Origin of the sequence: Dietzia sp. 2505, from assembly GCF_040546785.1 — a bacterium.
In the GTDB taxonomy this organism is placed as follows: domain Bacteria; phylum Actinomycetota; class Actinomycetes; order Mycobacteriales; family Mycobacteriaceae; genus Dietzia.
Genome location: NZ_JBEPON010000011.1, coordinates 33,689 through 57,783 on the forward strand (window position 1 = coordinate 33,689; position 24,095 = coordinate 57,783).

Here is a 24,095-nt window from a genome sequence, read left to right on the forward strand (position 1 = left end):
GCCTCGGCCCTCAGGACGACGCCGACCTCGCCTCACGAGTCACAAAAGGAGACTGCCCACATGAACATCGAGCTGCAGGGCAAGCGACTAAAACTCATGCCGGATATCGGCCCCCGGTGGGGACTTTGGTCATCCACACCTAAGTTTTCGGCCGACTACGTGCAATCTGGTGGACTCGTTCCACAGAAATTTGGACTAAGCGCCGAGCTCACGCAAGCCCTTCGAGAATGGAATGACGTGTTCATTGAACATTTCACGGTCAGCTTCGATCCGGTCCAGTACGGATGGGCCGGAGAAATCGATGTGCAGGCTTGGATGAGAGACGGAGAAGTGATCGCCGAAATGCTGGCACTCGAACTGCCTGAATACTCGATCGAGACGAGGTTTCATCACTACGCTGAGTATCCGCATCTAGGCTGACACTTCGCGGCGCTCAACAAGGGCGCCCGCGCTCAATTGCCAAAGAACGCCCCTGCGAACCCGACCACCAGTGCAGCCACAACGCCGACGGCGACACCGGTGGTCACTGCGTCCAGGGTGGGGCCATGTCTCACCAGAACGCCCGCACCGGCCCCCGCCAGGCCGATCACGAAAAATCCGATGAAGAACGAGAACAGTGTCATGAAGGCGACCATTGTCAATGCAGCAGCGTAGACAGAGTTAACGTCACCGCCGCCGATACCGACAAGAGCAATCGGGAACTTCCACACCAGAGCCATCACACCCGCCGCTACCGGCGCCGTGACAACCGCGAACCCTGCACTGATCCAGGCGTTCCGGCCCGACGCTTTCTCCATCACCCGAAGGTAACCCCCCCAACTGTGCTGCCATCGCCTTTCGCCGAAGACTTCAGCGAAGAGAGAAGACGCCGATGAATCTTCGACTGGCAATCTGGAACTCGTCCGCTGATGGACACGGTCGCGTGTGGGCGATTCTCTAACGCCCTCAAAGGGAATGGCGGGGGCGTTTGCCGTGGCGGAAACGCCGCTCGCCTCTGGGAATCCAGCCTAGTCTCAGTTATCCCAGCATTCTTCTGCCAAACGGCTCAAATCTTGCCGAACTCATCTTCCGGGAAGTAGAGGTAGGCGCTGACGAAAGCGATAATCCCGATCACGCCTACGGAGATAAAGCCATCGCCCGTCACCTTTGCGATTACTGCACCGGTCGCAGATGCTACCGCAATCGTTACGCATGTAGCTGCGCTGAACGCAATCCTCCAATACTGCGTTCTGACTCGTCTTGAGCATCTCCTGGCGATCGCGATCACCACTTGTCCGGACATCACGGCCAAGAATCCCAAAACCAACGCGAAAGGAAAGGAAACCACTATCCCGAGTATCGCTCCGATAAGCATCGATATCACGTCAGGTGCAGAAAAATGCCCAGCGATATAAGCTCCATAGGCCCCCGCAAAGAACACTGGAACTGCAAAGGCTCGCCAACTCCAGGTTAGATCGAGAAGCCTCATGCGACTTACGCTAGTGCAATGGGGCGCAACTGGAGAGCCTTTTGCCTACGTTTTGGGAAGGCGCGAACTGGTGTTTTACGTCCAGGGCGGCTCCGGGCGAGAAAAAACAAAGAGTAGAAGCGACTGTGTTCCGGTTTTCGGCGTCGCGCCAGTATCAACTTCCGCGTTATTGCGTTCTCGGCAGCGCTGTCCTCGCCGAGGTCAGAGAGCGCCCCTCGATGGGGAGGGCAGGAGCGATGACTAAGCGCCCATGGCGACCTCGGGCGACACGCATGGCACTTCCTGATCCACAGGGCCGCGGCGAGAAGCCGATCGTGTTAGCCACCCACGACTACATGCGACGCTTCCGCCAGGCCCAGACCGCCAGGACCGCACCGGTAGTAACACTCGCGGCCGAGACTGCGTTCAACCAGTTCAGAACTGTGAAGTAGTCGACCGGCGCTCCGTCGCCCTGCACATAGCGATTCGGACCGCTGCCAGGCGATGGCGTTGAGTCCGGCAAGAAACCCAAGATCATGACTCCCGCCGCTAGGCATGTGAACGGGAACACCACCCAGAACCACGGAAACCCTCGCAGCTGTCGCTCGAACGGCGAGAAAGCACCGCCGCCGCGATGCACAGAGCCACAAGCGTTCAACGCTCGCTACTCGCGATGGGTAGCTTTCCTGTGGGCTGATCGCTGGATCCGATGGAGATTTCATCGACGCGAAGGCCGGAACGTGCGTCAGGGTGAATCCAGCGCACTCGGCCCCGAGACCGCGGGTGCAGGTCGATAGTGTGACTCGGCCCGCCGGCATGCTCGACGGTGACGCGTCCCGCGGCGGTCCATGTGGTGCCGCCTTCTGGAGTGCTGGCGATGTTGGCTCGCTCGTCGCTGGCTCGTGCTCGCGCTCGCGCGATTGTGGGCACGTCGGTGACCGGAATCAGCTCATCTCCGACCACTTCGCGAGCGTGGACGCTGTCAGGGCCGGCACCTCGAAGCGCGCCGTATCGATCGGACAGCTGGGTCGCCAGTCCCGGGTAGGTGAGTACGAAGAGGCGGCTGTCGAGCTCGACGGTGTCGTCGCCGCCATCGGTCGAGACACGTTGCAGGGTCAACTCGGCCGGGCCATCTCGACTGCAGCGAACTACTTCGTCACCAACGGTAATCCAGCAACCATCCCGGTCAGCGTGAACTCTGCGCGTCCACATCGTGGTGGGAGGTTCGATTGCCAGCGGCAAGAGATACTCGGTGACGCGGCGCGGCCTGGGCGCGGTGTCGATGTGGATGAGGACGGGGTTGGTCCTGTCCATCACCCACACGTCGGACCCACAAACGGCTATCGCCCCAGCATCGAAGCTGCCAGGCGCGACCGGGACGTCGTCGAGATCGAGGTCCACGAGCATGCCGGTGGGACTAAACGGCTCGGTGACGGGGAGATTCTTCCAGTTGGGCCAGTAGTGGTCCGATTCGTGATTCAGTTCGCTGACCCGCTCGGTGCCCGGTACGCGATCCCGCCCACTTGCAGTGCTTTCGTACCGCTCCTCGACTAGCTGCAGTCGCCGAACCCTCCCCGTAGTGGTGTCGGGGTGTCCGGGGAGAGCTCGGACGAAGTCAAGGGTCAGGCGCCCGGCCAAGTGGACTCGCCCGGCGAAAGGTTCGTGGTGGAGCCATCGTGCAGTCCAGCCGTCGCCGGCGACCTGGAACGGCCACTGCAAGAAATTCTCGCGATCGAGGACCGGCGTCCTGCGGTACTCCGGGCGCACAGTGACGCGGTAGGTTTCAACTCCGGCATTGGAGTGGGCGACGTCTGACTCGAAGAGGAGGGAGAGATTGATGACATCACCCACTTCGAGCGGCGGGAGTGAACCGTCCACGAAGACGGCTCTGGAGACGAACACTGAGATCATGTGATCCGAGTCCACGGACGAGTCGGCTCGCCGTCGTTCGTCGCGAACTTCGGCGAAGCCGGACACTTCGACACGGAGATCGGCGACCAGTGCATCTCCGACACGTTCGGATTCCGCGGCCGCCTCAGCAGACTTCCATCCGGTCTCAGGGATGACATTTGACTCCCAGTGCTTCATCCACTCAGCTAGTCGTTGGGCCAGCGATTCCGAGAGTCCGTAGTCCTCCGGATCCATACCGTATTTGTCGGTCCCGCTCTCCCACAACGGGTGCTGTCGGCCGTAGTCAGGGAAGAATCGGATCACTCGCTTATAACCGCCCGATCCGTAGATGGACTCCGGGTCATCTTCCACGGCCCCTCCCTCGCTCCTTTGGCCCGCTGGTTCAACCTACGTGCAAGAACGTCAGGGGTCGCGGATACAGAGTCGGCCGCCCAGAGGCCGCTATTGCTTAGCGGCTGCTTTGACAGGGTCCGCTGGCGCTCCCGTTCGCATAAATCTGTCACCTGGTCCGCAGTAGGAGTTCTTTTCACCCTTGACCTGCGGGAGACAAAGACGCGCACAGGCCAGACCGCCGCGGTGGATGGGGCCGATGCACAGGTACCGGACTCGTCCCGGCGACGGTGGGGGAGCGCTGTTTAGTCTGGCGCCGTGTGAGTGAGATGGTGGCCCGGGCATTGTCACTCAACGGGGCTTAGAGTGACATTGTGAACTTGGAGATGGTCGTCGACGACGCGACCGGCGCGCTCGCGAATATCGCCGGCACCGATGCTTGCGCCGATCTGGCCGGTTTGTCGTTCCCCCTCGGTGACCACGACGAGGCCATGTCCTTCGCGGACGCGGGTTACGAGGCCACCGAACGGCACGCCGATGCATGACCCATCTGTCCTGCGACGGGATCTCGAAGAGGCACAGGACCATTTCGAGCAGTACCGGGCGTCCGTGACCACGATGTTCGAGGAGCGCGCTGCCGGCGAGCTGTCGCGAGCCTTGGAGGTGGTCTTCCCCGACCTGGCCTTCTACGAAGGGCAGGCCGTCGCCGCGGCTGTGGCGCTCGAGTACCTTGCCGTCGACTCAGCTTCGGTGTCGAAGGTGCTTGCCAACGAGCTCGTGGAACAGCAGGGCGCGCGACGCAGCAGGGAGTACCTGGCAGGTTTCGCCAAGGTGCTCGCCCGAGTGAATCAGCACGAGCCGGGGTAAGCCGGGGCACTCACCCGGACAGCGACTGGATCAGTGGGCCGTCCGGCGTGTTTCGCGCGTGAATCGGTCCGCCCACAGTCGCCACTGCCATAACGTGAGCGTCACGAAGATCCCGGTGCATGCGACTGCGCCGGTCTTCTCGCGCTTATAGCTGGCCACAATGGCGCACAGGAGCGATGTACTGGCCATGCCAGTCAGGGCGAGGATCATCGGCTCGGACGTGGGGTCCCGAGTCCAGGACTCCTCGCCCAGGATTGCACGTGTCGCGAACGACGACGTGTTGTGAGCCGGCGGAGTCATCACCGGGTTGAGCGCGAACCAGGCGCCGATGGGCACGTACCACCACCAGTGGCGAGTCCACGGGGGCACCAGCAATAGCGGTGCGCTCAGGAGCCTCGACCATGCACTGACCGGATGAGCGTGCCGCCGGAACATGCGAGCGTAGGAGTTGTCCTCGGAAGCCACGAGGTCAGCCTTGCACCTCTGCCGCCGCGACGGCTGCCAAATTCACGACTCTGATCCGGTTGGGCGACGGCGAGACCTGGCACACCGTCGGGCTCCTAGTCTCGGTGGGCGAGTAGCGCGGCGTGGGGCCGATGCCCGGGATCGTGTCGATGTTCCCGATGGGTGACTGTGAACCCTGCACGGTGAACGGTGTCGATCATCGTGGTCAGGGGCCAGTAGAACGCAGGCGCCACAGCATGGGGAAACTCCTCGACCATGTCTCCGTCGAAGAACGCGAGGAGAAGGCGACCTTCCGGCGCTAGCGACGCACGCACCGTCGCCAGTGCCTCGGGCACGTCGCCGGGGTCGAGGTGGATCAGTGAGTACCAGGAGAAGACTCCGCCCAAGGGGTACGGTAGGTCGCCCAGATCGTCAAATGCTCCCTGACGGAACTGCACCTGCGGGTAGGTGCGCTGTGCGTGGTCTACGAACTCTGGCACCGGGTCGATTCCTTCGGCCGTGACCCCAGCGTCGGTGAGGTACGCCGTCCAGTGGCCGGGACCGCAACCGACGTCGACGACGCGACCCGTGCAGTCGCGAGCCCAGCGGGCGACCAGCGCCTGGTCCTGGGGTGCCGTCGCGTCGATGTGGCCGAGACGGTCGATGTACTCGTGCGCGCGGGCGGAGTAGGCGGAATGCACCGTGTCCGCCTCGGGTGGTGTGCGTGACTCCCTGGTCATGCGGTGCCGGCGAGTATCAGGGTGCGCAGAATGTGGCCTTCGAGGCGGTCAAGGAGCTCGGATGCGCCGACTTCAGGGTGCGAGTGCGCGTGCGAGCGCAGAAGCCTCTCTGCTTCGTCGAGGGAGAAGAGGCACGTGGCGAGCCCAGCGCGCTGGTCCGCTCCGCAATCGGCGTCCAGGATCAGGGCGAGGCGCGCGCGAACGTGGTCTCGCCGGGTGGCGGCGAGGTCGGCGAGGTAGGCGTCGATCACGGTGTCTGGGCTCTCTCCTGCGTGACGCGCCACGAGGTCGTGGAACACCGCTCGCGACTGCGCAGCGAGGAACTCGGACACGCCCGCGATGAGGGCCGCGCGGGTGCGGTAGTAGTACGAGGTCGATCCTTTGGCTATGCCGAGCTCTGCGTCGATGGCCTGGTGGGTGAGGGCATGGCTTCCGCCTCGAGCGGCCAGTGCGATAGCTGCCCGACAGATCTGGTCTCGTCGGGATGGTCGCTCGGGCACGAGCTCAGCCTACCGCCGGAGCCTCTAGGAAGCTAGAGTCTCGGAAATGTGGAGATCTCGGGCGAGGAGCCAGTCGGCTGGCGCCATCGGGCTCACCGCACGCCAGCACGCGGTGATGGATTCGATGGGCGGCCGCGGCGACGTCTATGTCTACGGGCCCCCTGGTAGCGGCAAGACGACAGTGCTCGACTTAGTCCACGGCGCAGCGCCCACGTCGGTGCGGTGGCACTGCGCAGAGTTCTTCCGCGCGGTCCATGCTGAGCTGCCCAGACACGGGCGCGACCTGGACACAACGGTACGAGCGCTGACAGGTCCGGCTAGTGCAGTGTTCTTCGACGAGTTCCACGTTCACGATGTCGCCGATGCGATCTACCTACATCGCGCGCTGACCTGGTGGTCTTCCCATCGGGTACGAGTGGTAGCTACGTCGAATTATGTACCCGATGAGCTCCTGCCAAATCCTCTCCTGCATGCTGCGGCCGAACCTGTCATCGATCTCATCCGGTCCAGGTTCGCGGTGATAGATCTCGATGAGGGCATCGACCATCGCATCGCCGCCACCAGCAGCGAGCACGGCTTCACCGCGGGGAGATGGCTACCGCCCATGTCGCACGAGGAAGCGGCCTCCTCACTCATGCTGGGAAACCGAAGCCTGCCTGTCCTGCCACAGCCGAGGGAAACGCAAGCGATAGTGACGACGTTCGCCGCGCTATGTGAGTGCCCGTGGTCGACCAGTGACTATCTGACCCTCCTCGCTGACGGAAGCCACCTCGTCATCCACGACGTTCCACATCCTGCGCGTATCGGACGCGAACCCGGGCAGCGCCTGGCCAACCTCGTTGACGTCGCGTACGACCTTGATGTTCCGTTGACCATTCACTCCCCGGGAGCGCCCGACCGCCTGGCAGCCTCGGCGTTTCCACCGCTAGATGTCGCCAGAACCGTCAGCCGTCTGCGCAGCCTGAGCGTCTCTCAACGCTGACATCGCGCTCGTACGGGGCTGATGCACGAGTAGGTGACTTTTGATCTGGCTTGCCCTCGGGGGCCGGCCTGGAAGGACGTTGCTGTGCCCAAGCCCTACCCCCAGGGGTTTCCGGAAGAGCTGGACAGCGCCAGCGCGGCGAATCGTCACCAGCGCACAGCATTCCGAATACCGTAGGGGTACACCGGCTTAAGGAGACTGATCATGACGGGACGGCTCGAGGGCAAGGTCGCATTCATCACAGGAGTGGCTCGGGGCCAGGGCAGGACGCACGCGGTTCGCCTTGCCTCCGAGGGTGCCGACATCATCGGCCTGGACATCGCGGGACCGATCATCGACGCGATCCCATATGACGAGGCCACCGAGCAGGACCTGGAGGAGACGCGCCGTCTCGTCGAGGAGCAGGGGCGCCGGGCGCTGCTGTCGGTCGGTGATGTGCGCGATCTTGACGGGATGAAGAAGATTGTCGACGACGGCGTGGCTGAACTCGGCCGCCTGGATGTGGTGGTGGCCAACGCGGGCATCTGTATCCCGCAAGCGTGGGACTCGATCACCCCGGAGACCTTCGGCGCGACCCTCGACATCAACACCACCGGCGTGTGGAACACCGTCATGGCCACCGCGCGTCACGTGATCGCCGCGGGCGGCGGGTCGATCATCGTCACCAGCTCGTACGCGGGCAAGAAGATGCAGCCGTTCATGGTGCACTACACCACCTCCAAGCACGCCCTGGTGGGCATGACACGCGCCTTCGCCGCGGAGCTCGGGCCCAAGAACGTGCGGGTCAACAGCATCCACCCAGGTGGGGTGGCGACTCCGATGGGCGGCGGCGACATGGTGAGCCAGCTCGAAGCCGTGGGCGAGACTAATCCGCCGCTGAACCTGATGGGTTCGACGTTCCTCGAGCAGGCCTATGCCGAGCCGGAGGAGATCTCGAACGTGGTGGCATTCCTCGCCTCGGACGAGTCGAAGTTCATCACCGCCGAGCACATCAGCATCGACGGCGGCTCGCAGTACTTCTGACGCTGCCCGAGCCGCTGAGGTCGTCGCGAAGATAGTAGACGCCACCGTTTTCATCCGCGATCGAAGCAACGAGTGACGCCGCTCGGCAGCAGCACTCCTCGTCCGCCGCCGGGGCCCGGGCCGGCTGGAGGTCAGATGGCCCGGGCCGCGGGGGCGGCGGCTCAGGCCAGCGCGGCCCGGACAGCCTCGGAGAGCGTCGTCGTGGGACGGCCGATGAGGGCGCTCAAGGAGCGGGAGTCGTCGTGGAGCTCACCAGCGGCGACGGCCCGGTCGATGTCGGCGAGTGTCTCGACGACGGGGGCCGGCAGTCCGGCATCGACCAGGGCCGCCGCGTACTCGGAGTGGGGCAGGTCGGTGTAGGACACGGGCTGGCCGGCCAGCTCGGACAGGGTGGCGGCGTACTCGGCCATCGTGAAGCTCGTGTCGCCGGCCAGCTCGTAGGTCGTGCCGGCGCTGTCGTCGGCGATCAGAGCGGCCGCGGCGGCCTCGGCGTAGTCGGCGCGGGTGGCGCCGCTGATCTGGCCCGATCCGGCCGCACCGAGCACACCGTGCGCCACGTGGCTGGGGATCTGTTCGGTGTAGTTCTCGAGGTACCAGCCGTTGCGCAGAAGAACATGCGGGATCCCCACCTCTGCGAGGGTCTGCTCTGTCTGCAGGTGCTCAGGGGCGAGCCCCAGCGAGGCGGAGTCCGCGTGGAGAACGCTGGTGTAGGCGACCAACTCGACACCGTGACGGGCTGCGGCCTCGATCACGGTGCGATGCTGAGCGGCCCGCCGGCCGATCTCGTTGGACGAGACCAACAGCAGTCGGTCGACACCGTCCAGCGCGGCGTCCACGGACGGCACGTCGTCGTAGTCGAGGCGGCGGGTCACCACGCCACGTGCCGCGACGGCGCTCAGTCGGTCGGTGTCGCGGGCGGTGGCGACGATGTCGCCGGGAGCGACGCCCCGGTCGAGCAACGACTCGATGGCGAGGGCTCCGAGGTGTCCGGCGGCGCCGGTCACGAGGTAGGTCACGAGTTATCTCCTGGGTACTGGGTCTGTCGACCGATGGACGTCAACTGTCTGACACGACTACTAACCATCGGTTGCGCCTAACTGTTTCCGATCGCGCGTACCCACCTTGAAGTAAGGTACTGGTATGAAAGTTAGTGACACGTCGCTCCGGCTGGCCGCAGCCTTCGGCGAGGGCATCTACACCGAGAACTGCCCGACCCGTGAGGCGCTGAGCCGGGTCACCAGCAGGTGGGCGCCGTTGCTGCTGGCGGCGCTCTCCGACGGCGAGCCGCTGCGGTGGAATGAGCTGCGCCACCGGGCCTCCGGTATCACGGACAAGATGCTGTCCCAGACCCTCCGCACCCTCGAAGCAGACGGATACGTGCACCGAGATGCGAGGCCGGTCGTGCCGCCGCACGTCGAATACTCGCTGACTCCGGACGGCGTCGAGCTCACCGAGCGCCTCCTTGACCTGATGATCTTCGTCTCGAACAGAGAACTCGGTTCGGCGTCCGCGGCCACTCGCCTCGCTGATTAGCGTGGAGCCATGTTCACTGGCATGAGCGCGTTCCCGGTTACTCCTCTGAGCGATGGCGGCGTGGACTCCGGCAGGGTGTCCCGGATTGTCGAGCGGCTCGTGGGGGCGGGCGTCGATTCGATCGGGGCGCTCGGATCCACCGGGTCGTACCCGTATCTCTCCACGGCAGAACGGGCGCAGGTAGCGCGGGCGGCCGTGTCGGCCGCGGGCGAGGTGCCGGTGATCATCGGGGTCGGGGCACTGACCTTGTCCGACGTGCTCCGCAACGTCGATGCCGCGCAGGCGGCGGGAGCCTGCGGCCTCTTGGTCTCGGTGATGACCTATCAGCCGCTGACGGACGAGGAAGTGGTCGGGTTCTTCGAGGACGTCGCCGCGCGGTCCTCGGTGCCGATCTGCGTCTACGACAACCCCGGCACGACGCACGTCGCCTTCACCGATTCGATGCACGAGCGCATCGCCGCGCTCCCGCAGGTGAGATCCATCAAGCTGCCCGGCGCCCCGGTGCCGGCGTTCACCGATCGCCTGGGCGTCCTCCGGCAGGCAGTTCCCGATGACGTGACCCTGGGGGTCAGCGGCGACGCGTTCGCCGGTGACGCGCTGCTCGGGGGCGCTGACGTCTGGTATTCCGTCGTCGGCGGCACGCTGCCCGAGCCCGCGGTGGCTCTGACGCGTGCGGCCCGGCGCGGTGACAGGGCGCAAGTCGATGCGATCGCGGCTCGGCTCACCCCGCTGTGGGACCTGATCGCCCGGTACGGCAGCTACCGGGTGGCCGCCCACCTCGCGGTCCTCCTCGGCCTGACGGACACGGTCGCGGTGCGCCGTCCCGTGCGTCCGCTCGCCGATGCCGCGGTAGCCGAGCTCCGGGCGTTGCTGCCACGTCTCACCGCGGCCTGGTGACGACGACGACGATGATTCCGTCCGCCCGATAGTCCAGCACTCGCACGGGAGCCTCGGGAGGTCATCGCGCTATGTGGAACTTCTTGACAGGTTGAGGTCAGGTGTCTAGTTTCACCCGGGGCGAGTGGCGCGCGTCACTGCCGACGAGGACTCGAGGATTCAATGCACTCACTCTCACGCCGGGGATTTCTGGGTTCGGTGGCCGCGGCCGGCATCGCAGCGGCCGCCACCGCGCACTCCGCGACGGCATGGGCGGATGACCGCTCGGAATCGTCGCCTGCCACGGGCCGAATTCCCCACCAGGTGGAGGAGCACCGTGTCCTGGTGGTGGGCAGCGGGTTCGGTGGCGGAGTCTCCGCTCTGCGACTGGCCCAGGCAGGAGTGCCCGTCGTGGTCCTCGAACGGGGACGGCGCTGGCCGGCCGGTCCGAACTCCGATACGTTCCCCAGTGCGACCTCACCCGACGAGCGCGCGGTGTGGTTCCGCGGCGCCGCGGAGGTGTTCGGTCGTCCGGTCGAGCTGCCCCGCTACACCGGGCTTCTCGAGGCCTCGGTGGGCGACAACATGACGGCGGTCCTGCCCACGGGAGTGGGCGGTGGATCACTGATCTATCAGGGCATGTCACTCCAGCCCACAGAGGAGCTCTTCTCCGACTGGTTCCCCAGCGCGATCGACTGGCGCGAGATGGACCGGGAGTACTTCCCCCGCGTCGCCCGCATGCTCCGGCTCGCCGAGGCGCCTGACGCGCTCATCGAGTCACCCCAGTACGCGGCCTCCCGGTACTTCGCCCGGCGGGCCCGGGACAACGGACTTCCACTGAGCAAGATCCCCATGCCGATCGACTGGAACTACGCCCTGGCCGAACTGCGGGGTGAGATGAGGCCGTCGTTCACCAATGGTGACAGCTCACTGGGAGTCAACAACGGAGGTAAGAACTCCGTCGACGTCACCTATCTCGCCCAGGCGGAGGCGACCGGGCTGGTCGACGTCCGGCCGCTACACGATGTCCGCGCGATGCGCCGCGCACCGGACGGTTCCTGGGAACTCGACGTGCATGTGCTCGACGTCGGCGGGAACCTCCTCAGGACGCTCACCCTGCGCGCACCGGCGCTGATCCTCGCCGCCGGATCCGTCAACACCACCACCCTCCTCGGCCGGGCCCAGGCGAACGGTGAGGTGACCGACCTGCCCGACGCGATCGGCGAGGGGTGGGGCACCAACGCCGACCGGATATACGTCTGGACCGATCCCACCGCCGGCTTCCCCGCCGAGCAGGGAGGTCCCGTGGTCTACGGAAGCCTCAACTGGGATGACCCGGCCTCGGCTCACACCGTCATCCAGGCCTCGCTGACCTCCGTCAGGGTGCCCCTCCACAGCACCATGCTCGTGGGTTACGGGGTGAGCGCCGACCGCGGTCGGATCGTCTACGACCCGTCCCAGGATCGAGGGGTCATCCAGTGGCCCGCCGGCGGCGACGGCCACATCGTCCATCAGCACATCGCGCGAACCGCACGCACGATCGCCGGGGAGACCGGTCACCTCACCGACACCAACGAGGTCGTCAACTCCACCTGGCACGCCCTGGGCGGGGCCGCCATGAACCAGGTCTGCGACCTGGACGGCCGGGTCGCGGGCCAACGGGGTCTGTACGTGATCGACGGCGCCCTCATCCCGGGCACCACGGCCGCCTGCAACCCGTCGCTCACCATCGCGGCGATCGCCGAGCGCGCCCTCGACAGGATCGTCAGACACGACGTCGGCCACGTCTTCTAGCCACCGATCCCGGCGGAGGATCCCCGTGCGTCGACACACGACCCGACGCTGGCGGATAGTGGACGGGTGCGATCCCGGGAGATCATCCTCGAGGCCACCCGAGCCGTGATCGGGGAGTCGGGCTTCACTGCCGTGAACGTCGCCGGAGTGGCCAGGCGTGCGGGCGTGAGTCGGCAGACCGTCCACTCGATCTTCGGCACCCGGGAGGAGCTGGTGTCCCAGGCGGTCTCCGACCGTCTCACCTCGCTGACCGGGGCGTTCACCGACCTGATGGAGTCGACCGGAACGCCATTGGAACTGTTCGTCGAGATGATGGTCCAGGCGCGCCACCACGTCCTCGGCGATCCGTTGCTCCGGGAGCTCACGCTGTCCGGAACGGCCAACCCGATCTTCGACCCGGGAGCATCCCAGCGCGCACGTGACTACGCGGTGGCACTGCTCTCTCCCGCCGTCGACCGCTTCCCCGAGCTCGAGGGCCGGGTGGAGAACCTGGCCGACATCGCCGTGCACGTCGGCTGGTCGGTGCTCTGCCTGGACGACCCTGCCTCCCGGCCCGACGACGAGCTGCGCGCGTTCATCTCGGGGTGGATGGCACCGGTCGTGGGCCCGCCGCCCCGGGAGTGATGGCGGGGATGACGCGCGGAGGGTCCGATACACTCCCCGTCATGGCCTGCTTCACCACATTGATTCGGGACCGTCGCTTCTAGCGGCGGATTCCCTCCTGTAGGACGCTTCCGCCGCTCCGCGGTCCAGCCGGGCGGCGCTTCTGCATGCCCGGGCGCACTCTCTTCATCCGGAGCGTCTACACATGCCCACCTATCGGGGCGGCCGACACGAGCACGGCCAGAACTTCCTCACCGACACCACCGTCATCGACGCGATCATCGAGATCGTCGACGACACCTCGGGGCCGATCATTGAGATCGGGCCCGGCCGGGGTGCACTGACCATCCCGTTGCAGTCCCTGGGTCGCCCACTCACCACGGTGGAGATCGATTCGCGGACGGTCGAGCACCTCCGGGGTTCACTCGCTCCAGACGTGGAGCTGGTCCACGCGGACTTCGTGCGGTGGCAGCTACCCTCGACCCCGCATGTGGTCGTGGGCAACCTCCCGTTCCACCTCACCACCTCGATCCTGCGCAAATTGCTCCATTCCCCGTCCACGACGACGGCCGTCCTGCTGGTGCAGTGGGAGGTCGCGCGTCGGCGAGCTGGCGTCGGGGGCGCGACCATGATGACCGCGCAGTGGTGGCCGTGGATCGAGTTCACGCTGCACCGCAGAGTGTCCCGCCGGGCCTTCCGGCCGGAGCCGACAGTCGACGGAGCGCTGCTCGTCCTGGCCCGGAGGCCTCGTCCTCTTCTCGCGGAACAGGACCGGGGTGCATACCGCCGGTTCGTCCACGACGTCTTCACCGGCCGCGGCCGGGGCGTCGCGGCGATCCTGGCCACCGTGGTGCACCCGCGGCGCAGATCTGGTGTCCGCGGAGTCATCGCCCGGGCGGGCGTCTCACCTGACGCCCTGCCCAGGGACCTCACCGCGCAGCACTGGGTCGCGCTGTACCACGCTCTGCGGCAGGTGATGCGGTAGCGACGCCGGGAATGTCGACCCGGCCGGGCTTCAGTTGAGCTCGACGAGCATCTTGCCGACGTTGCCGCCGCCGAGCATCGCCAGGAAGGCGTCGACAGCGTTGTCGATTCCGCGATGAATGGTGGCCTCGGCCGTCAACTCTCCACGTGAGATCCAACCGACGGTGCGATCTTCGAACTCCGCGCGCAGGTCCTCGTGATCCCGGACGATGAAGCCTCTCAGCGTGACTCTCTTGAGTATCGCCTGCATGAGATGGTCCATCGGTGGTCGATCCGTGCCGCCGTTGGAGATCATGCCGCACAGGGCTACGCGCCCGTTGATCCGCAGACTCTGCAGGGCGGCGACGAGATGGTCGCCACCGACGTTGTCGAAGTAGAGGTCGATGCCGTCCTCGGCGCACCGCCGGAGTCCCTCGGCGACAGGCTCCGAGCGGTAGTCGATCGAGGCGTCGTATCCGAATCGCCCGGTCAGCAACGACGCCTTGGCCTGGCCGCCGGCACTCCCTATGACCCGCCCCGCACCGAGCAGCTTCGCGAACTGGCCGGCCGCGCTCCCTACGGCACCGGCCGCCGCGGAGACGAACACGTCGTCACCGGGCTGCAGTCCCCCCGCGCGCAACAGCCCCGCGTAAGCGGTGAAACCCGGTTGGCCGAGGACACCGAGCCAATGATGCAGTTCCACACCACGTGCGTCGATCACCGTGGCGGCCGCGGCGTCCACGACCGCGTGCTCACGCCAGCCGAGCCGGTGCCGCACGAACGAGCCCTCGGGGATGTCCGCGTTGCCGTGGACCACGACACCGATCGCCGAACCGTCGAGGGGCCGTCCCTCCCGGAAGTTGGTGGTGTAGTGCATCTCCGAGGTGCCCAGCCGGCCCTTCATCGACGGGTCGACGGACATGAACCGGTTCTCGACGACCAGCTGGCCCTCTCCCGGTTTGGCGAGATCCAACTCGCGCACCTCGAAGTTCTCTGGGCGGGGCAGACCGTCCGAGGGGCGTCGACGGAGGACGACGGCTCGGGTCCGCGTGCCCGCCGTGGCCGTCATGGCAGCTCCAGGATGGTCACGGTGCCCCTGGAGCCGTCGACCTCGACCAGGGTGCCCTCGGGAATGCGGCGGGTGGCACCGGGCACACCCGCCGTGCAGGGGATCCCGAGCTCACGACTCACGATCATGGCGTGCGATCCCATCGCTCCGACATCGGTGATGGCCGCTGCGGACACCATGAACAACGGTGTCCAGGAGGGGTCGGTCTGCGGCGCGACGAGGATCTCGCCGACCTCGAAACTCCGTAGGTCGTCCATCGACGTGATGGTGCGGGTGCGGCCTCGCGCCACGCCCGGTGAGGCGCCGGAGCCGTGGAGCACCTCTCCGGTCTCGGCGAGGATGACCTCGGTGTCGCCTTTGCGCCGCAGGCTCTCCAGCGGTGGAATCGGTTCGCGGGTGTCCAGGAAGGTCGGCAGTTCGAGGCCGAACAGGCCCTTCCAGGCGCGGTGGCGATCGATGAGAACATCCTTGAGAGCCCCGGGCTCGCTCGCGAGCAGGTCCAGCTCGTTGTCCACGGCCATGAACACCAACTCGGGCTCGTCCAGATCTCCACTCTCATGCAGACGCCTTCCGAGTTCCATCAACGGGACCCGGGCCTCGTGAAGCACCTTGATGCAGTTCGATTTGGCCCGCTCCCGCCAGGCGGCGAAACGGCGAGCGGAGGCGAGCGCTGCCGCCAGGGTGGCCTGTGCTTCTGGGTCGTCCCCGACGATCGATCTCGCCTGTTCGAGCGCGTCGTCGGTCTCCTGCGAATGCTCGGCGAGGCGCGCGGTCGGCGAAGCGGTGTCTTCCTGGAGCCGGAGGCGATCCACCAGCGAGATCACCAGTTCCGGGTTCGTCTCCCACGAGACCGATCCCAGATCCCATTCGTTGGGTCCGCGATAGCCGAAGTCGGCGATGAACCGCGCGAACGCGGCATCGAAGTCGGGGTCGATCCCCCGAACCCGCGACGTGATATCCGACAACCCTTCATCGAACGCTGCGGTCAACTCCCCGTTGGCTCGCACCATCCGACCGAGCTCCCAGAGAGCGTAGGACGGCAGGGCGGAGTCGACATCGCCGGCGGACCCGACCAGTCGGACGACGAGGTCCTGGTTATCGGGTCCGAGGAGCTGGCCGAGAACCGACGGTCCGACCGCCGCACCGTTGGTGGCCACGACCTCGCCGCGCCACGCGGCGCGCTCGAGTGGCATGACCGAGCGGGCCCGTGCCACCAGCGCCGCCGGGGTCATCGTCGAGAGATCGGGCCGCTCGGTCCGCAGTCGATCAGCGAGCACCCGATCCTCCTCGAGTTCAGGGAACGACTCGGTGGACATGATCCAGGCGTTCCGATCCGCCAGCCGCGCGCTGGCCTCGGAGTTCTCGTCGTCCGGGTGGCCGACGTACTCCGGGATGTCCGGGTCGCCGCCGTAGAAGAGCTGATCGACCAGTTCCACCGAGAGCCCGCCGCGGATTCCGACCAGCCGCGACATCGACAGGTTGATGTACAGGTGCCCGTAGAAGACTCCCGAGGAGGCGGCGACGTCCGGCCGCTCGGTGAGTGAGTAGCTGCCGTGGAACGCGTAGCCGTAGTTCCAGCCGGGCAGGATGTTCTGGATCCATCCCAGGTCCGCGCCGAGCGGGGTGATCGGGTCGGACAGGACATCACTGGCATTGAGGCGGGTGTAGATGGGCAGGCGCGCACTGGGATCAGTGTCGACCAGCCAGCGTTCTTCGGTCATGTCGTCCTCATATCTACAGGGATCGGAGTGTTGGATCGGTCGAGTTTCTTGAGAGCATGTACATCTAACTGTGATGTATGACACCCTACAGTCGCTACTGTAGTCAATGGCAAGTTAGTCGGCGTCGAAGTCACGGTTGTCCACCGAGGAGGAACTCGCATGAAATTGCAGGACAAGGTATTCGCCATCACCGGCGGCACCCAGGGGATCGGTCGAGGGATCGCCGAGGCCGCCCTCGCGGAGGGGGCCAAGGTGATGCTGAACGGGCGGTCACAGGAGAAGGGGGACAGGGCGCTGGCCGACTTCGACGCAGGTGACCGGGCGGTGTTCTACGCCGGAGACGTATGTCGGCAGGACGACGTCGAGGGCTTCATCGAGCACACCGTGGCCACGTTCGGCCGCATCGACGTGCTGGTCAACAACGCGGGTGGCGCCAAGGACCTGCAGCCGGCCGCCCAGCTGACCGACGACGAGTGGAATCTCGTCATGGACTGGAATCTCAACTCCAACTTCTGGGCGACCCGGCGGGCGCTGCAGCACATGCTGCCCACCAAGTCGGGACGGATCATCAACATCTCGTCCGTGGAGGGCAAGCAGGGCAAACCGGTCTTCACCGCGTACGTCGCGGCCAAACACGCCATCAACGGGATGACCAAGTCGATCGCCCGCGAGGTGGGTACCGAGGGCATCACCGTCAACGCCATCTGTCCCGGGCTCGTGATCACCGACATCATCAAGGAGAACGGCCCCGCGACCGCGGAGGCGATGGGGATGTCCTTCGAGGAGATGGTCGCGCTCTTCTCGCAGGAGTCCTCCATCAAACGCCCGAACACCGTCGAGGAGGTGGCTGCGATGGCCATGCTGCTCGCCTCCGATGCCGGGGCAGGGATCACAGGCGCACTCCTCAGCGTGGACGGTGGCACCGCGTCCTACTGAGGCCGGCGCCGTCGCCCCTCCGGCCGGAGGGGCGACGGCGCCGTCAGGACCCCCCGGTGACCGCCCAACTGACGCATCTGTGCAGAATCTCGCGGAACTCGGGGACGTCCCAGCTGCCGCGATCCACTCGACCGAGATCGTCGATCCCGAGATCCTGGACGTCGAACCTGCCGCGACAGTGTCCCAACGTGAAGTAGCAGACCGTCCCCGTGTCGTGGTGCTTGAGATAGAGAACCGGCCTGGGTTCGTCGTGGACGGTGTGTCCCTCTTCGAAGCCCGTCGACTCGCCGACGTATCGCGTGTGCGCAAGAACCTCGATCGGCTCGTGCAACTCGCTGACATACAGTTCGTCGTGGGCTTCGAAGTCCGAGATCCCGGCGACGAGCGGATGCTCGGGAGCGCTGATGGTCACCCGGAACGGGGCGATCGGTGGGTGACCGAGGAACTGGCTGCCCAGTAGCCGGGGCAGCACACCCATGGTGCGCGGGGTGACGTACCTGCTCGGTGACCCGCTGTCGGTCCGGACGATCGCGGAGTTGGTGCCGTGCAACGCGAGCCACCGTCCCCCACGGTCCAGGAAGCGGGTCAGAGCGGCCTGCGCCTCCTCCCCGGCGACGCGGTTGCAGGTGTAGGTGATGAGGAGGTCAGCGCGGTCGATGGCCGGCACGCAGCCGTAGTCTTCGAACACGCGCGTCCGCACGGACTCATGTTCCGCCAGCAGCGCGAGGATCTGCAGCCTGGCGTGATCGAAATCGTGCCACTGGCCACCGCAGATCACCACCGCGTCGAGCCGGTCCGCGGGTCCCGACATCTGGCCACCTCCGTGTCGTGTTCAGGCGTGCGCGTGCAGTGCTTTGCCGGCCAGCGCCATGTGCGCCTCGCCCAGGGCCTCGGCCTGGGTCGGATGCGCGTGCGTCATCCCGGCGACGTCCTCGGCGGTGGCCTCCCAGTTGTAGATGAGTTGCGCCTCTCCGATGAGCTCGCCGACGCGGGCCCCGACAAGGTGGATGCCGACGACCGGACCGTCGGAGCCGGACCTGATGAGTTTCACACCACCTGCGGTCTGCAGGATCCGGCTCTTACCGTTGCCGCCGAGATCGTAGACGGAGGTCGAGATGTCACCGTACTTCTCGGCAGCCTGCGCCTCGGTGAGTCCCACCGAGGCCACCTCGGGGACCGAGTAGGTGACGCGAGGGATGCCGTGGTCGTCTCCCGGCGAGCAGTCGACCCCCGCGAGTTGCTCGGCGACCAAGACCCCGTTGGCGAATCCGCGGTGCGCCAACTGCGGTCCCGCGACAACGTCTCCGACGGCGAAGACCCCCGGCAGAGCGGTCTGCAACCACTGGTCGACCACGATGAACCCGCGGTCCGTTGCGATGCCCACGTCGTCCAGTCCCAGATCGCGTGTCCGGGGGTCACGACCGACGGCCACCAACATGAGGTCGGCGGTGATCGATTCACCACCGAGGTCGACTGTGACACCCTCGTCGGTGGCGGTCGCGCCTGAGAGCTGGGTGCCGGTGCGGAGTGTGATGCCCCGTTTGCGAAAGGCCCGTGCGAGCTGCGCGGACGACCAGTCGTCTTCGGTGGGCAGCAGCCGCGGAGCCGCCTCCAGGATGGTTACCTCCACCCCCAACGAGGTCCAGAGGCTGGCGAACTCGCACCCGATCACGCCACCACCCAGGACGATCGCCGACCCGGGTAGGGATTGCAGTTCGAGTGCCTCATCGCTGGTGAGTATCGGCCCGCCGATCTCGACTCCCGGCAGGGTCCGGGCCTGCGATCCCGTGGCGAGCACCAGCGCTTCCCCGCGGCATCGAACACTGCCCTCGGCGCCGAGGTCGACCTCGACTTCGGTTCCCCCGAGCAGACGACCTCGACCCTCGAGCACCCGGATCCGCCTGGAGGAGATCAATCCTTCCAGGCCGCGGTGAAGACCGTCGACGACCTGTTGTTTGTACCCGTGCATGGCGTTGAGGTCGACTCCGCCGAGCGTCGCCTCGATCCCGACATCGGCGGCGTGACGGATCGTGTCGGCCACCTCCGCGGCGTGCAGCAACGCCTTGGTCGGGATGCAGCCGTTGTGTAGACAGGTACCACCGAGCTTGCCGGCCTCGATGAGGATGACCGACAATCCCAGCTGGGCCGCCCGTAGCGCGCAGGCGTACCCACCCGAGCCGCCACCGAGTACCACCAGGTCGGCGTTCTCGACCTCGCGTTCTGTCATCAGAAGTCGAAGCGGTTGGTGAAGCCACCATCGACGACGAGGTTGGTCCCGGTGATATGGCCCGCCGCCGGTGAGGCCAGGAAGGTGACAGCGTTGGCGACGTCCTGCGCGTCGGCGAGCTTGCCGAGCGATGCCGCGGACAGCGCCGCTTCGTAGAGCTCCGGCCGCTTCTCCTTGATCGTGTCCCACGGGCCGCCCTCGAAATAGACCGGGCCCGGGGACACCGCGTTGACGCGGATGCCCTTCCCGCCGAGTACGCGGGCCTGCGCGGAGGAGTGCTGCAACACCGCGGCCTTGAGCGCACCGTAGCTGTTCGCTGTGGTGATCGGGCCGGCTTCGATGGCCGAGGTGGTGCTGATGGTGACGACCGAGGCCGCCGGGCTCTTCTCCAGGTGGGGCGTCGAGGACTCGATGAAGCTGACGAGGCTCATCAGGTCCACGTTGAAGCTGTTCTCCCATGCCTCGCGGCCCTTGCCCGTCATGGCCGATGCGTTGACGATGACGATGTCGACACCGCCGAGCGCGTCTGCGGCGTCGTCGACGAAGGAGGCGACCGCGTCCGGGTCGCCGACATCGACGGACTTGTGGAAGACGGTTCCATGCTGTGCCAATTCGGCTGCGGTCGTGTTCAACTGCTCCTCGCCGCGAGCACAGATGCCCACCGAGGCCCCCTCGGCGAGCAGGGTCCGCGCGATGGCCAGACCGATGCCCTTGCTCGCGCCGCTGATGAGGGCCCTCTTGCCCTTGAGGTTCAGATCCATGGGGGATTCCTTCGTGTCGGTCGGGATCGCCGGGTGGACGATCCGGAGGGGTTACAGGTTCATCGCTCCGACTTCGGACTGGAACGACAGGACGTGGGTGAAGTCGTTGATCGACTGGACCGCGCGTCGCGTGTCCGCGGCGCGCACGACGCTCAGCGAGGTGTGGTGGACTCGGACGGGCATGTCGAATCCGCTGCCGAGTGCGTCGGCGAGGATCGCGTTGATCACGCCACTGTGGCAGGTGACCACGACGCGCCGGCCCGGATTGGAGTCCGCGATCGCGGCGACCGAGCCGAGGACACGAGCGCGGAACGCGATCGGGTCCTCCGCGTAGGGGAACGCCTGGTAGCTCCGCGTGCGGGCGTGTTCCCGGAAGATCCGGGAGATCTCCTCATGCGGCAGCGTCTCGAACGGAGACTGGTCGGCGGGGAAGTCCTGCCAGGGCTCGTACTCGGTCAGGGCTTCGTAAACGGTGGGTTCCAGGCCGTGGTGGCCGGCGATCGCGCGGCCCGTATCGAGCGCGCGGCGCAGTGGTGACGAATAGACCGCGTCGATCCGGCTCGACCGCATTCGGTCGGCCACCGCCTCCACCTGGCGCCGGCCGAGGTCGGACAGGGGCGGATCGACGGTCTCGGACGCGCTCAGCTCCCGCGTCAGCAGTTGCTCGCCGTGACGGACGAGGATCAGCTCACACAATCCGGTCAGCGGTGCAAACGGGTTGTCGAGATCGATGGTTCGCGCACGGGTCTTGTTGAGCACGCACTCAGTGAACCACAGACTATGGACGCTATAAAGATACTAACGAAAAGGTGCTGGTAGAGGGATCGTGCACAGGTCGAAACTTGATCCCTTCGAGTCTCACGTCACACATTGACGATGTCGGCTGCGATGTCGCGCACCTCGTCGGAGAAGCGACGCCGTCCGAGATTCGCCAGCACGGCATCCTCGGTCAACCACGAGGCCGCCGCCACTTCGAGAAGGCTCGAGAGAGCGGTCGCCGCTGCGCCCTGCGTCGCGGTGGAGGCGATCCGATCGCGCACCCTGAGTTCACCGGCGAATATCGCCAGCAACTCCAACCGGACCTCACGGCGCAGCGCCTCGATCGAGAGACTCCATCCCGGAGAGCGCACGAAGTACACCAACGACGCCGCTCGATGGGCATCGGACCATTCGAGGACCGCCACGATCAACTCGCCCAGTGAGGCGTCGGGGTCGTCATCGATCCGCGCCCGGAGGTACTCCAGCATCCGTTCGGTGAAGATCCGCAACCCTCCGAGGAGTACCTCCTCTTTCGATGAGAAGTGGTAGTAGACCGCCGCCGAGCTCATCTGCGCCTCCGCGGCGATGTCGGCCACCGTGACGTCCTCGATGGACCGCATGGAGTAGAGGTGCATCGCGGCCTCGACGACGACGTCCCGCCGAGATGGGCGATGGGCTGCACGGCGCCCTCCGTTGACAGTTCCCGAACCGGAGGCGCCGTTCGACCGCTTGGCGCCGGCACGCTCCGTAGCTTTTTTGGCCACCATGGCTCAAGCATGACAGCAACCTCACGTGGACGCCTGTGCCATCCTGTTACCACGCCGCGATCACTGCCCTCCGGGCATCATCGCTACCGGTCGCGGCCTCCGACCTCCGAGGGGAGCACGCATGGCGCGGTCCGCGAGATCATCCGAGGCCGCCGACTCGGCATCCCGGCCCGATCCGGAGTGGCTGGGCTGGGACTCGACACCGGCGGCCGACGATCTGCCGCCAGCCGGGCTCGGTCCCGACGACTACCCGGGCCCGGACGGGGACCCGGACGCTGTCGACCGCACGGGCTCCGACGAGGTGTCGACCGGGGACTCGAAACCGCCGAGCACGGCGTCATCGCGGTCGCCCGAGTCCTCCGAACCACGCAGCGGTTCGGGGGCCCACCGCCCGTCGCGTCGTCACCTCATCGTGCAGGCCGCTGTCCGGGTCTTCTCCAGGAAGGGCTTCGCGGAGGCGGCCATCCAGGAGATCGCGCAGGAGGCCGGAATGGTGCCCACGGCGGTCTACTACCACTTCGCCAGCAAGGAAGAGCTTTTCGAGAGCGCCCTCGGTTACGCGATGGACGCGAGCTCCGCCGCCGCCCAGACGGCGCGTCCCGACGATGTCTCGGCGGGCCCCGAATCCTTCAGGGACGTCCTGGGGGCGGTCTGGGACTGGACGGCTGAGCACCCCAACTCGGCCCGGATGTTGTTCCTCCAGATGGCCGGGGGTGCGACACCGGGCACCAGGCTGCTGACCAGGGAGTACGAAGAGCGCCATATCCGCCGGGCGTTCGACTATTTTCCGGTCAGCGACGATCAACCCAACCGTCGAGCCGCGACGGCGCAACACGCCGCCCGGTCCCTCCGGGTGCGGACCGTGATCGCGACGACCATCGCCATCCAGCCGCTGCGGATCGAGGGCGGGCCCCTGGCCGACGTGCCGGAGGAACAGCTCCGTACCGCCACGGGGGATGTCTGCACGAGGATGATTGTCGGCCGCTGAACGCCACTCGTGGCCGCGAACCGCACAGCGGTGAAGTAACTTGAAGTTGAGACTAGTTACTCAATCCTGTGGGAGTTCGGCCATGCGCATCCTCGCCATCACCGGCGGTCACTCGTTCGATCGGCACGCGTTCAGTGATTTCCTCGACGCCCTTCCGGGTGACATCACGTGGCGAGAGCATCCTGACGCGGACATCGACCTCGACGAGATCGCCGAGTTCGATGTGTCGCTCCACTACGACATGCCCGGCACCCTGCCCGAGCCGTCCGAGCCTCCGCCCTCGCTGCAGGCGAGGCTGCGGGCGGCGCCCCGAAGCGGTCACGGGTACGTGGTCCTTCACCACGCCATCGCTTCCTGGGCGAACTGGGACGAATGGTCGGAGTTTGTCGGAGGTCGATATCTCTACAGGCCCGGGACGGTGCGTGGCGTCCCTCGTCCGGACTCCGGATACCGCCACGCGGTTCGCCAACGGATCACGGTCGAGAACCATGCGCACCCCGTGGTCGCGGGGGTCCCTCCGCAATTCGATCTGATCGACGAGACGTACCTCTGCGAGATCTTCGAGGACTCGGTCGTCCCCCTCCTGCGCACTGACGCTCCGATGACTGATGACGTGCACTTCTCGACGGCACTGGCCATGGCCGGTCGCCGGGACGAGCGCGAGGGGTGGCGACACGAGCCGGGGTCCTCGCTCATCGGCTGGTGCCGTGCACGCGGCCGGAGTCGACTCGTCTATCTCCAGCCGGGCGACACGGCGGCCACCCTGGCCTCTCCCCACTACCGGGCGCTCGTCGCCAACTCTCTGCGGTGGGCGGGGCACCTCGCCTAGCGCGTTAGTTGACAACGTATCGAGT

At 66.3% G+C, this 24,095-nt stretch carries 27 protein-coding genes; 13 read left to right on the forward strand and 14 right to left on the reverse strand.

The window, feature by feature from the left end; genetic code table 11:
• Positions 1-60 precede the first annotated feature (60 nt).
• A complete protein-coding gene (locus tag ABIE38_RS17475) occupies positions 61-420 on the forward strand; it encodes an immunity protein CdiI family protein (protein WP_354058461.1) in 360 nt (119 codons plus the stop codon).
• 32 nt (positions 421-452) lie between these two features.
• On the opposite strand, the gene ABIE38_RS17480 is transcribed toward ABIE38_RS17475, so the two are convergent.
• From ABIE38_RS17480 to ABIE38_RS17490, 3 genes are all read right to left on the reverse strand, one after another.
• The gene (locus ABIE38_RS17480; RefSeq protein ID WP_182618188.1) at positions 453-797 is read right to left on the reverse strand and encodes a hypothetical protein; all 345 of its coding nucleotides are present in this window, start codon (positions 795-797) and stop codon (positions 453-455) included.
• A gap of 248 nt (positions 798-1,045) precedes the next feature.
• Positions 1,046-1,468, reverse strand: coding sequence for a hypothetical protein (locus ABIE38_RS17485; protein WP_182618189.1), 423 nt, complete (start codon positions 1,466-1,468; stop codon positions 1,046-1,048).
• Between the two features lie 633 nt (positions 1,469-2,101).
• Positions 2,102-3,709 (reverse strand): immunity protein CdiI family protein, encoded by a 1,608-nt coding sequence (locus ABIE38_RS17490; protein WP_354058463.1) that lies wholly within the window; start codon positions 3,707-3,709, stop codon positions 2,102-2,104.
• A 353-nt stretch (positions 3,710-4,062) separates the two neighbouring features.
• Between ABIE38_RS17490 and ABIE38_RS17495 the strand changes: the two genes are divergently transcribed.
• Together ABIE38_RS17495 and ABIE38_RS17500 are read left to right on the forward strand one after the other, a co-directional pair.
• Positions 4,063-4,233 (forward strand): hypothetical protein, encoded by a 171-nt coding sequence (locus ABIE38_RS17495; protein WP_182615385.1) that lies wholly within the window; start codon positions 4,063-4,065, stop codon positions 4,231-4,233.
• The gene (locus tag ABIE38_RS17500; protein ID WP_182615387.1) at positions 4,226-4,555 is read left to right on the forward strand and encodes a hypothetical protein; all 330 of its coding nucleotides are present in this window, start codon (positions 4,226-4,228) and stop codon (positions 4,553-4,555) included. The genes ABIE38_RS17495 and ABIE38_RS17500 overlap by 8 nt, the downstream gene beginning before the upstream one ends.
• Before the next feature lie 30 nt (positions 4,556-4,585).
• Here ABIE38_RS17500 and ABIE38_RS17505 read toward each other — a convergent pair whose 3' ends face one another.
• From ABIE38_RS17505 to ABIE38_RS17515, 3 genes are all read right to left on the reverse strand, one after another.
• On the reverse strand, positions 4,586-5,020 hold the full coding sequence (locus ABIE38_RS17505; RefSeq protein ID WP_354058465.1) for a DUF6653 family protein: 435 nt from the start codon (positions 5,018-5,020) through the stop codon (positions 4,586-4,588).
• A 95-nt stretch (positions 5,021-5,115) separates the two neighbouring features.
• Complete coding sequence (locus tag ABIE38_RS17510; protein WP_182615390.1) at positions 5,116-5,739, reverse strand: class I SAM-dependent methyltransferase; 624 nt, start codon at positions 5,737-5,739, stop codon at positions 5,116-5,118.
• Entirely contained in the window at positions 5,736-6,239 is a 504-nt protein-coding gene (locus ABIE38_RS17515; protein WP_182615392.1) for a TetR/AcrR family transcriptional regulator, read from the reverse strand. The genes ABIE38_RS17510 and ABIE38_RS17515 overlap by 4 nt, the downstream gene beginning before the upstream one ends.
• A 124-nt stretch (positions 6,240-6,363) precedes the next feature.
• Here ABIE38_RS17515 and zapE point away from each other — a divergent pair, with 124 nt between their 5' ends.
• Positions 6,364-7,221, forward strand: a complete 858-nt coding sequence (zapE, locus tag ABIE38_RS17520) for a cell division protein ZapE (protein ID WP_354058600.1) — start codon at positions 6,364-6,366, stop codon at positions 7,219-7,221.
• A gap of 204 nt (positions 7,222-7,425) precedes the next feature.
• Complete coding sequence (locus ABIE38_RS17525) at positions 7,426-8,244, forward strand: mycofactocin-coupled SDR family oxidoreductase (RefSeq protein ID WP_354058466.1); 819 nt, start codon at positions 7,426-7,428, stop codon at positions 8,242-8,244.
• Positions 8,245-8,405: 161 nt separating this feature from the next.
• On the opposite strand, the gene ABIE38_RS17530 is transcribed toward ABIE38_RS17525, so the two are convergent.
• Positions 8,406-9,260 (reverse strand): SDR family oxidoreductase, encoded by an 855-nt coding sequence (locus ABIE38_RS17530; protein WP_354058467.1) that lies wholly within the window; start codon positions 9,258-9,260, stop codon positions 8,406-8,408.
• 124 nt (positions 9,261-9,384) lie between these two features.
• Here ABIE38_RS17530 and ABIE38_RS17535 point away from each other — a divergent pair, with 124 nt between their 5' ends.
• The 5 genes from ABIE38_RS17535 to erm all read left to right on the forward strand — a co-directional run bounded on the left by ABIE38_RS17535 (position 9,385) and on the right by erm (position 14,035).
• Positions 9,385-9,777: a winged helix-turn-helix transcriptional regulator gene (locus ABIE38_RS17535; RefSeq protein WP_354058469.1), complete on the forward strand. Its 393-nt coding sequence runs from the start codon at positions 9,385-9,387 to the stop codon at positions 9,775-9,777.
• A gap of 9 nt (positions 9,778-9,786) precedes the next feature.
• On the forward strand, positions 9,787-10,674 hold the full coding sequence (locus ABIE38_RS17540) for a dihydrodipicolinate synthase family protein (protein ID WP_354058470.1): 888 nt from the start codon (positions 9,787-9,789) through the stop codon (positions 10,672-10,674).
• Positions 10,675-10,836: 162 nt separating this feature from the next.
• Positions 10,837-12,447, forward strand: coding sequence for a GMC oxidoreductase (locus ABIE38_RS17545; RefSeq protein ID WP_354058472.1), 1,611 nt, complete (start codon positions 10,837-10,839; stop codon positions 12,445-12,447).
• A gap of 66 nt (positions 12,448-12,513) precedes the next feature.
• Positions 12,514-13,071: a TetR/AcrR family transcriptional regulator gene (locus tag ABIE38_RS17550; protein WP_354058474.1), complete on the forward strand. Its 558-nt coding sequence runs from the start codon at positions 12,514-12,516 to the stop codon at positions 13,069-13,071.
• Between the two features lie 184 nt (positions 13,072-13,255).
• Positions 13,256-14,035, forward strand: coding sequence for a 23S ribosomal RNA methyltransferase Erm (gene erm, locus ABIE38_RS17555; RefSeq protein ID WP_354058476.1), 780 nt, complete (start codon positions 13,256-13,258; stop codon positions 14,033-14,035).
• Between the two features lie 30 nt (positions 14,036-14,065).
• On the opposite strand, the gene ABIE38_RS17560 is transcribed toward erm, so the two are convergent.
• Together ABIE38_RS17560 and ABIE38_RS17565 are read right to left on the reverse strand one after the other, a co-directional pair.
• Positions 14,066-15,082 (reverse strand): zinc-binding dehydrogenase, encoded by a 1,017-nt coding sequence (locus tag ABIE38_RS17560; RefSeq protein ID WP_354058477.1) that lies wholly within the window; start codon positions 15,080-15,082, stop codon positions 14,066-14,068.
• Positions 15,079-16,803, reverse strand: coding sequence for a PEP-utilizing enzyme (locus ABIE38_RS17565; RefSeq protein ID WP_354058478.1), 1,725 nt, complete (start codon positions 16,801-16,803; stop codon positions 15,079-15,081). Before ABIE38_RS17565 ends, ABIE38_RS17560 begins: the two co-directional genes overlap by 4 nt.
• A 159-nt stretch (positions 16,804-16,962) precedes the next feature.
• Here ABIE38_RS17565 and ABIE38_RS17570 point away from each other — a divergent pair, with 159 nt between their 5' ends.
• The gene (locus ABIE38_RS17570; protein ID WP_354058480.1) at positions 16,963-17,739 is read left to right on the forward strand and encodes an SDR family NAD(P)-dependent oxidoreductase; all 777 of its coding nucleotides are present in this window, start codon (positions 16,963-16,965) and stop codon (positions 17,737-17,739) included.
• Positions 17,740-17,782: 43 nt separating this feature from the next.
• Here ABIE38_RS17570 and ABIE38_RS17575 read toward each other — a convergent pair whose 3' ends face one another.
• The 5 genes from ABIE38_RS17575 to ABIE38_RS17595 all read right to left on the reverse strand — a co-directional run bounded on the left by ABIE38_RS17575 (position 17,783) and on the right by ABIE38_RS17595 (position 22,253).
• Positions 17,783-18,550: a ThuA domain-containing protein gene (locus ABIE38_RS17575; protein ID WP_354058482.1), complete on the reverse strand. Its 768-nt coding sequence runs from the start codon at positions 18,548-18,550 to the stop codon at positions 17,783-17,785.
• A gap of 21 nt (positions 18,551-18,571) precedes the next feature.
• On the reverse strand, positions 18,572-19,966 hold the full coding sequence (gene lpdA / locus ABIE38_RS17580) for a dihydrolipoyl dehydrogenase (RefSeq protein ID WP_354058483.1): 1,395 nt from the start codon (positions 19,964-19,966) through the stop codon (positions 18,572-18,574).
• A complete protein-coding gene (locus ABIE38_RS17585) occupies positions 19,966-20,727 on the reverse strand; it encodes an SDR family NAD(P)-dependent oxidoreductase (protein WP_354058485.1) in 762 nt (253 codons plus the stop codon). Before ABIE38_RS17585 ends, lpdA begins: the two co-directional genes overlap by 1 nt.
• A gap of 51 nt (positions 20,728-20,778) precedes the next feature.
• Entirely contained in the window at positions 20,779-21,486 is a 708-nt protein-coding gene (locus ABIE38_RS17590) for a histidine phosphatase family protein (protein WP_354058487.1), read from the reverse strand.
• 104 nt (positions 21,487-21,590) lie between these two features.
• On the reverse strand, positions 21,591-22,253 hold the full coding sequence (locus ABIE38_RS17595) for a TetR/AcrR family transcriptional regulator (RefSeq protein ID WP_354058489.1): 663 nt from the start codon (positions 22,251-22,253) through the stop codon (positions 21,591-21,593).
• 121 nt (positions 22,254-22,374) lie between these two features.
• Here ABIE38_RS17595 and ABIE38_RS17600 point away from each other — a divergent pair, with 121 nt between their 5' ends.
• Together ABIE38_RS17600 and ABIE38_RS17605 are read left to right on the forward strand one after the other, a co-directional pair.
• Complete coding sequence (locus ABIE38_RS17600; protein WP_354058491.1) at positions 22,375-23,241, forward strand: TetR/AcrR family transcriptional regulator; 867 nt, start codon at positions 22,375-22,377, stop codon at positions 23,239-23,241.
• An 82-nt stretch (positions 23,242-23,323) separates the two neighbouring features.
• A complete protein-coding gene (locus tag ABIE38_RS17605) occupies positions 23,324-24,070 on the forward strand; it encodes a ThuA domain-containing protein (RefSeq protein WP_354058493.1) in 747 nt (248 codons plus the stop codon).
• The last annotated feature ends 25 nt before the right edge of the window (positions 24,071-24,095 follow it).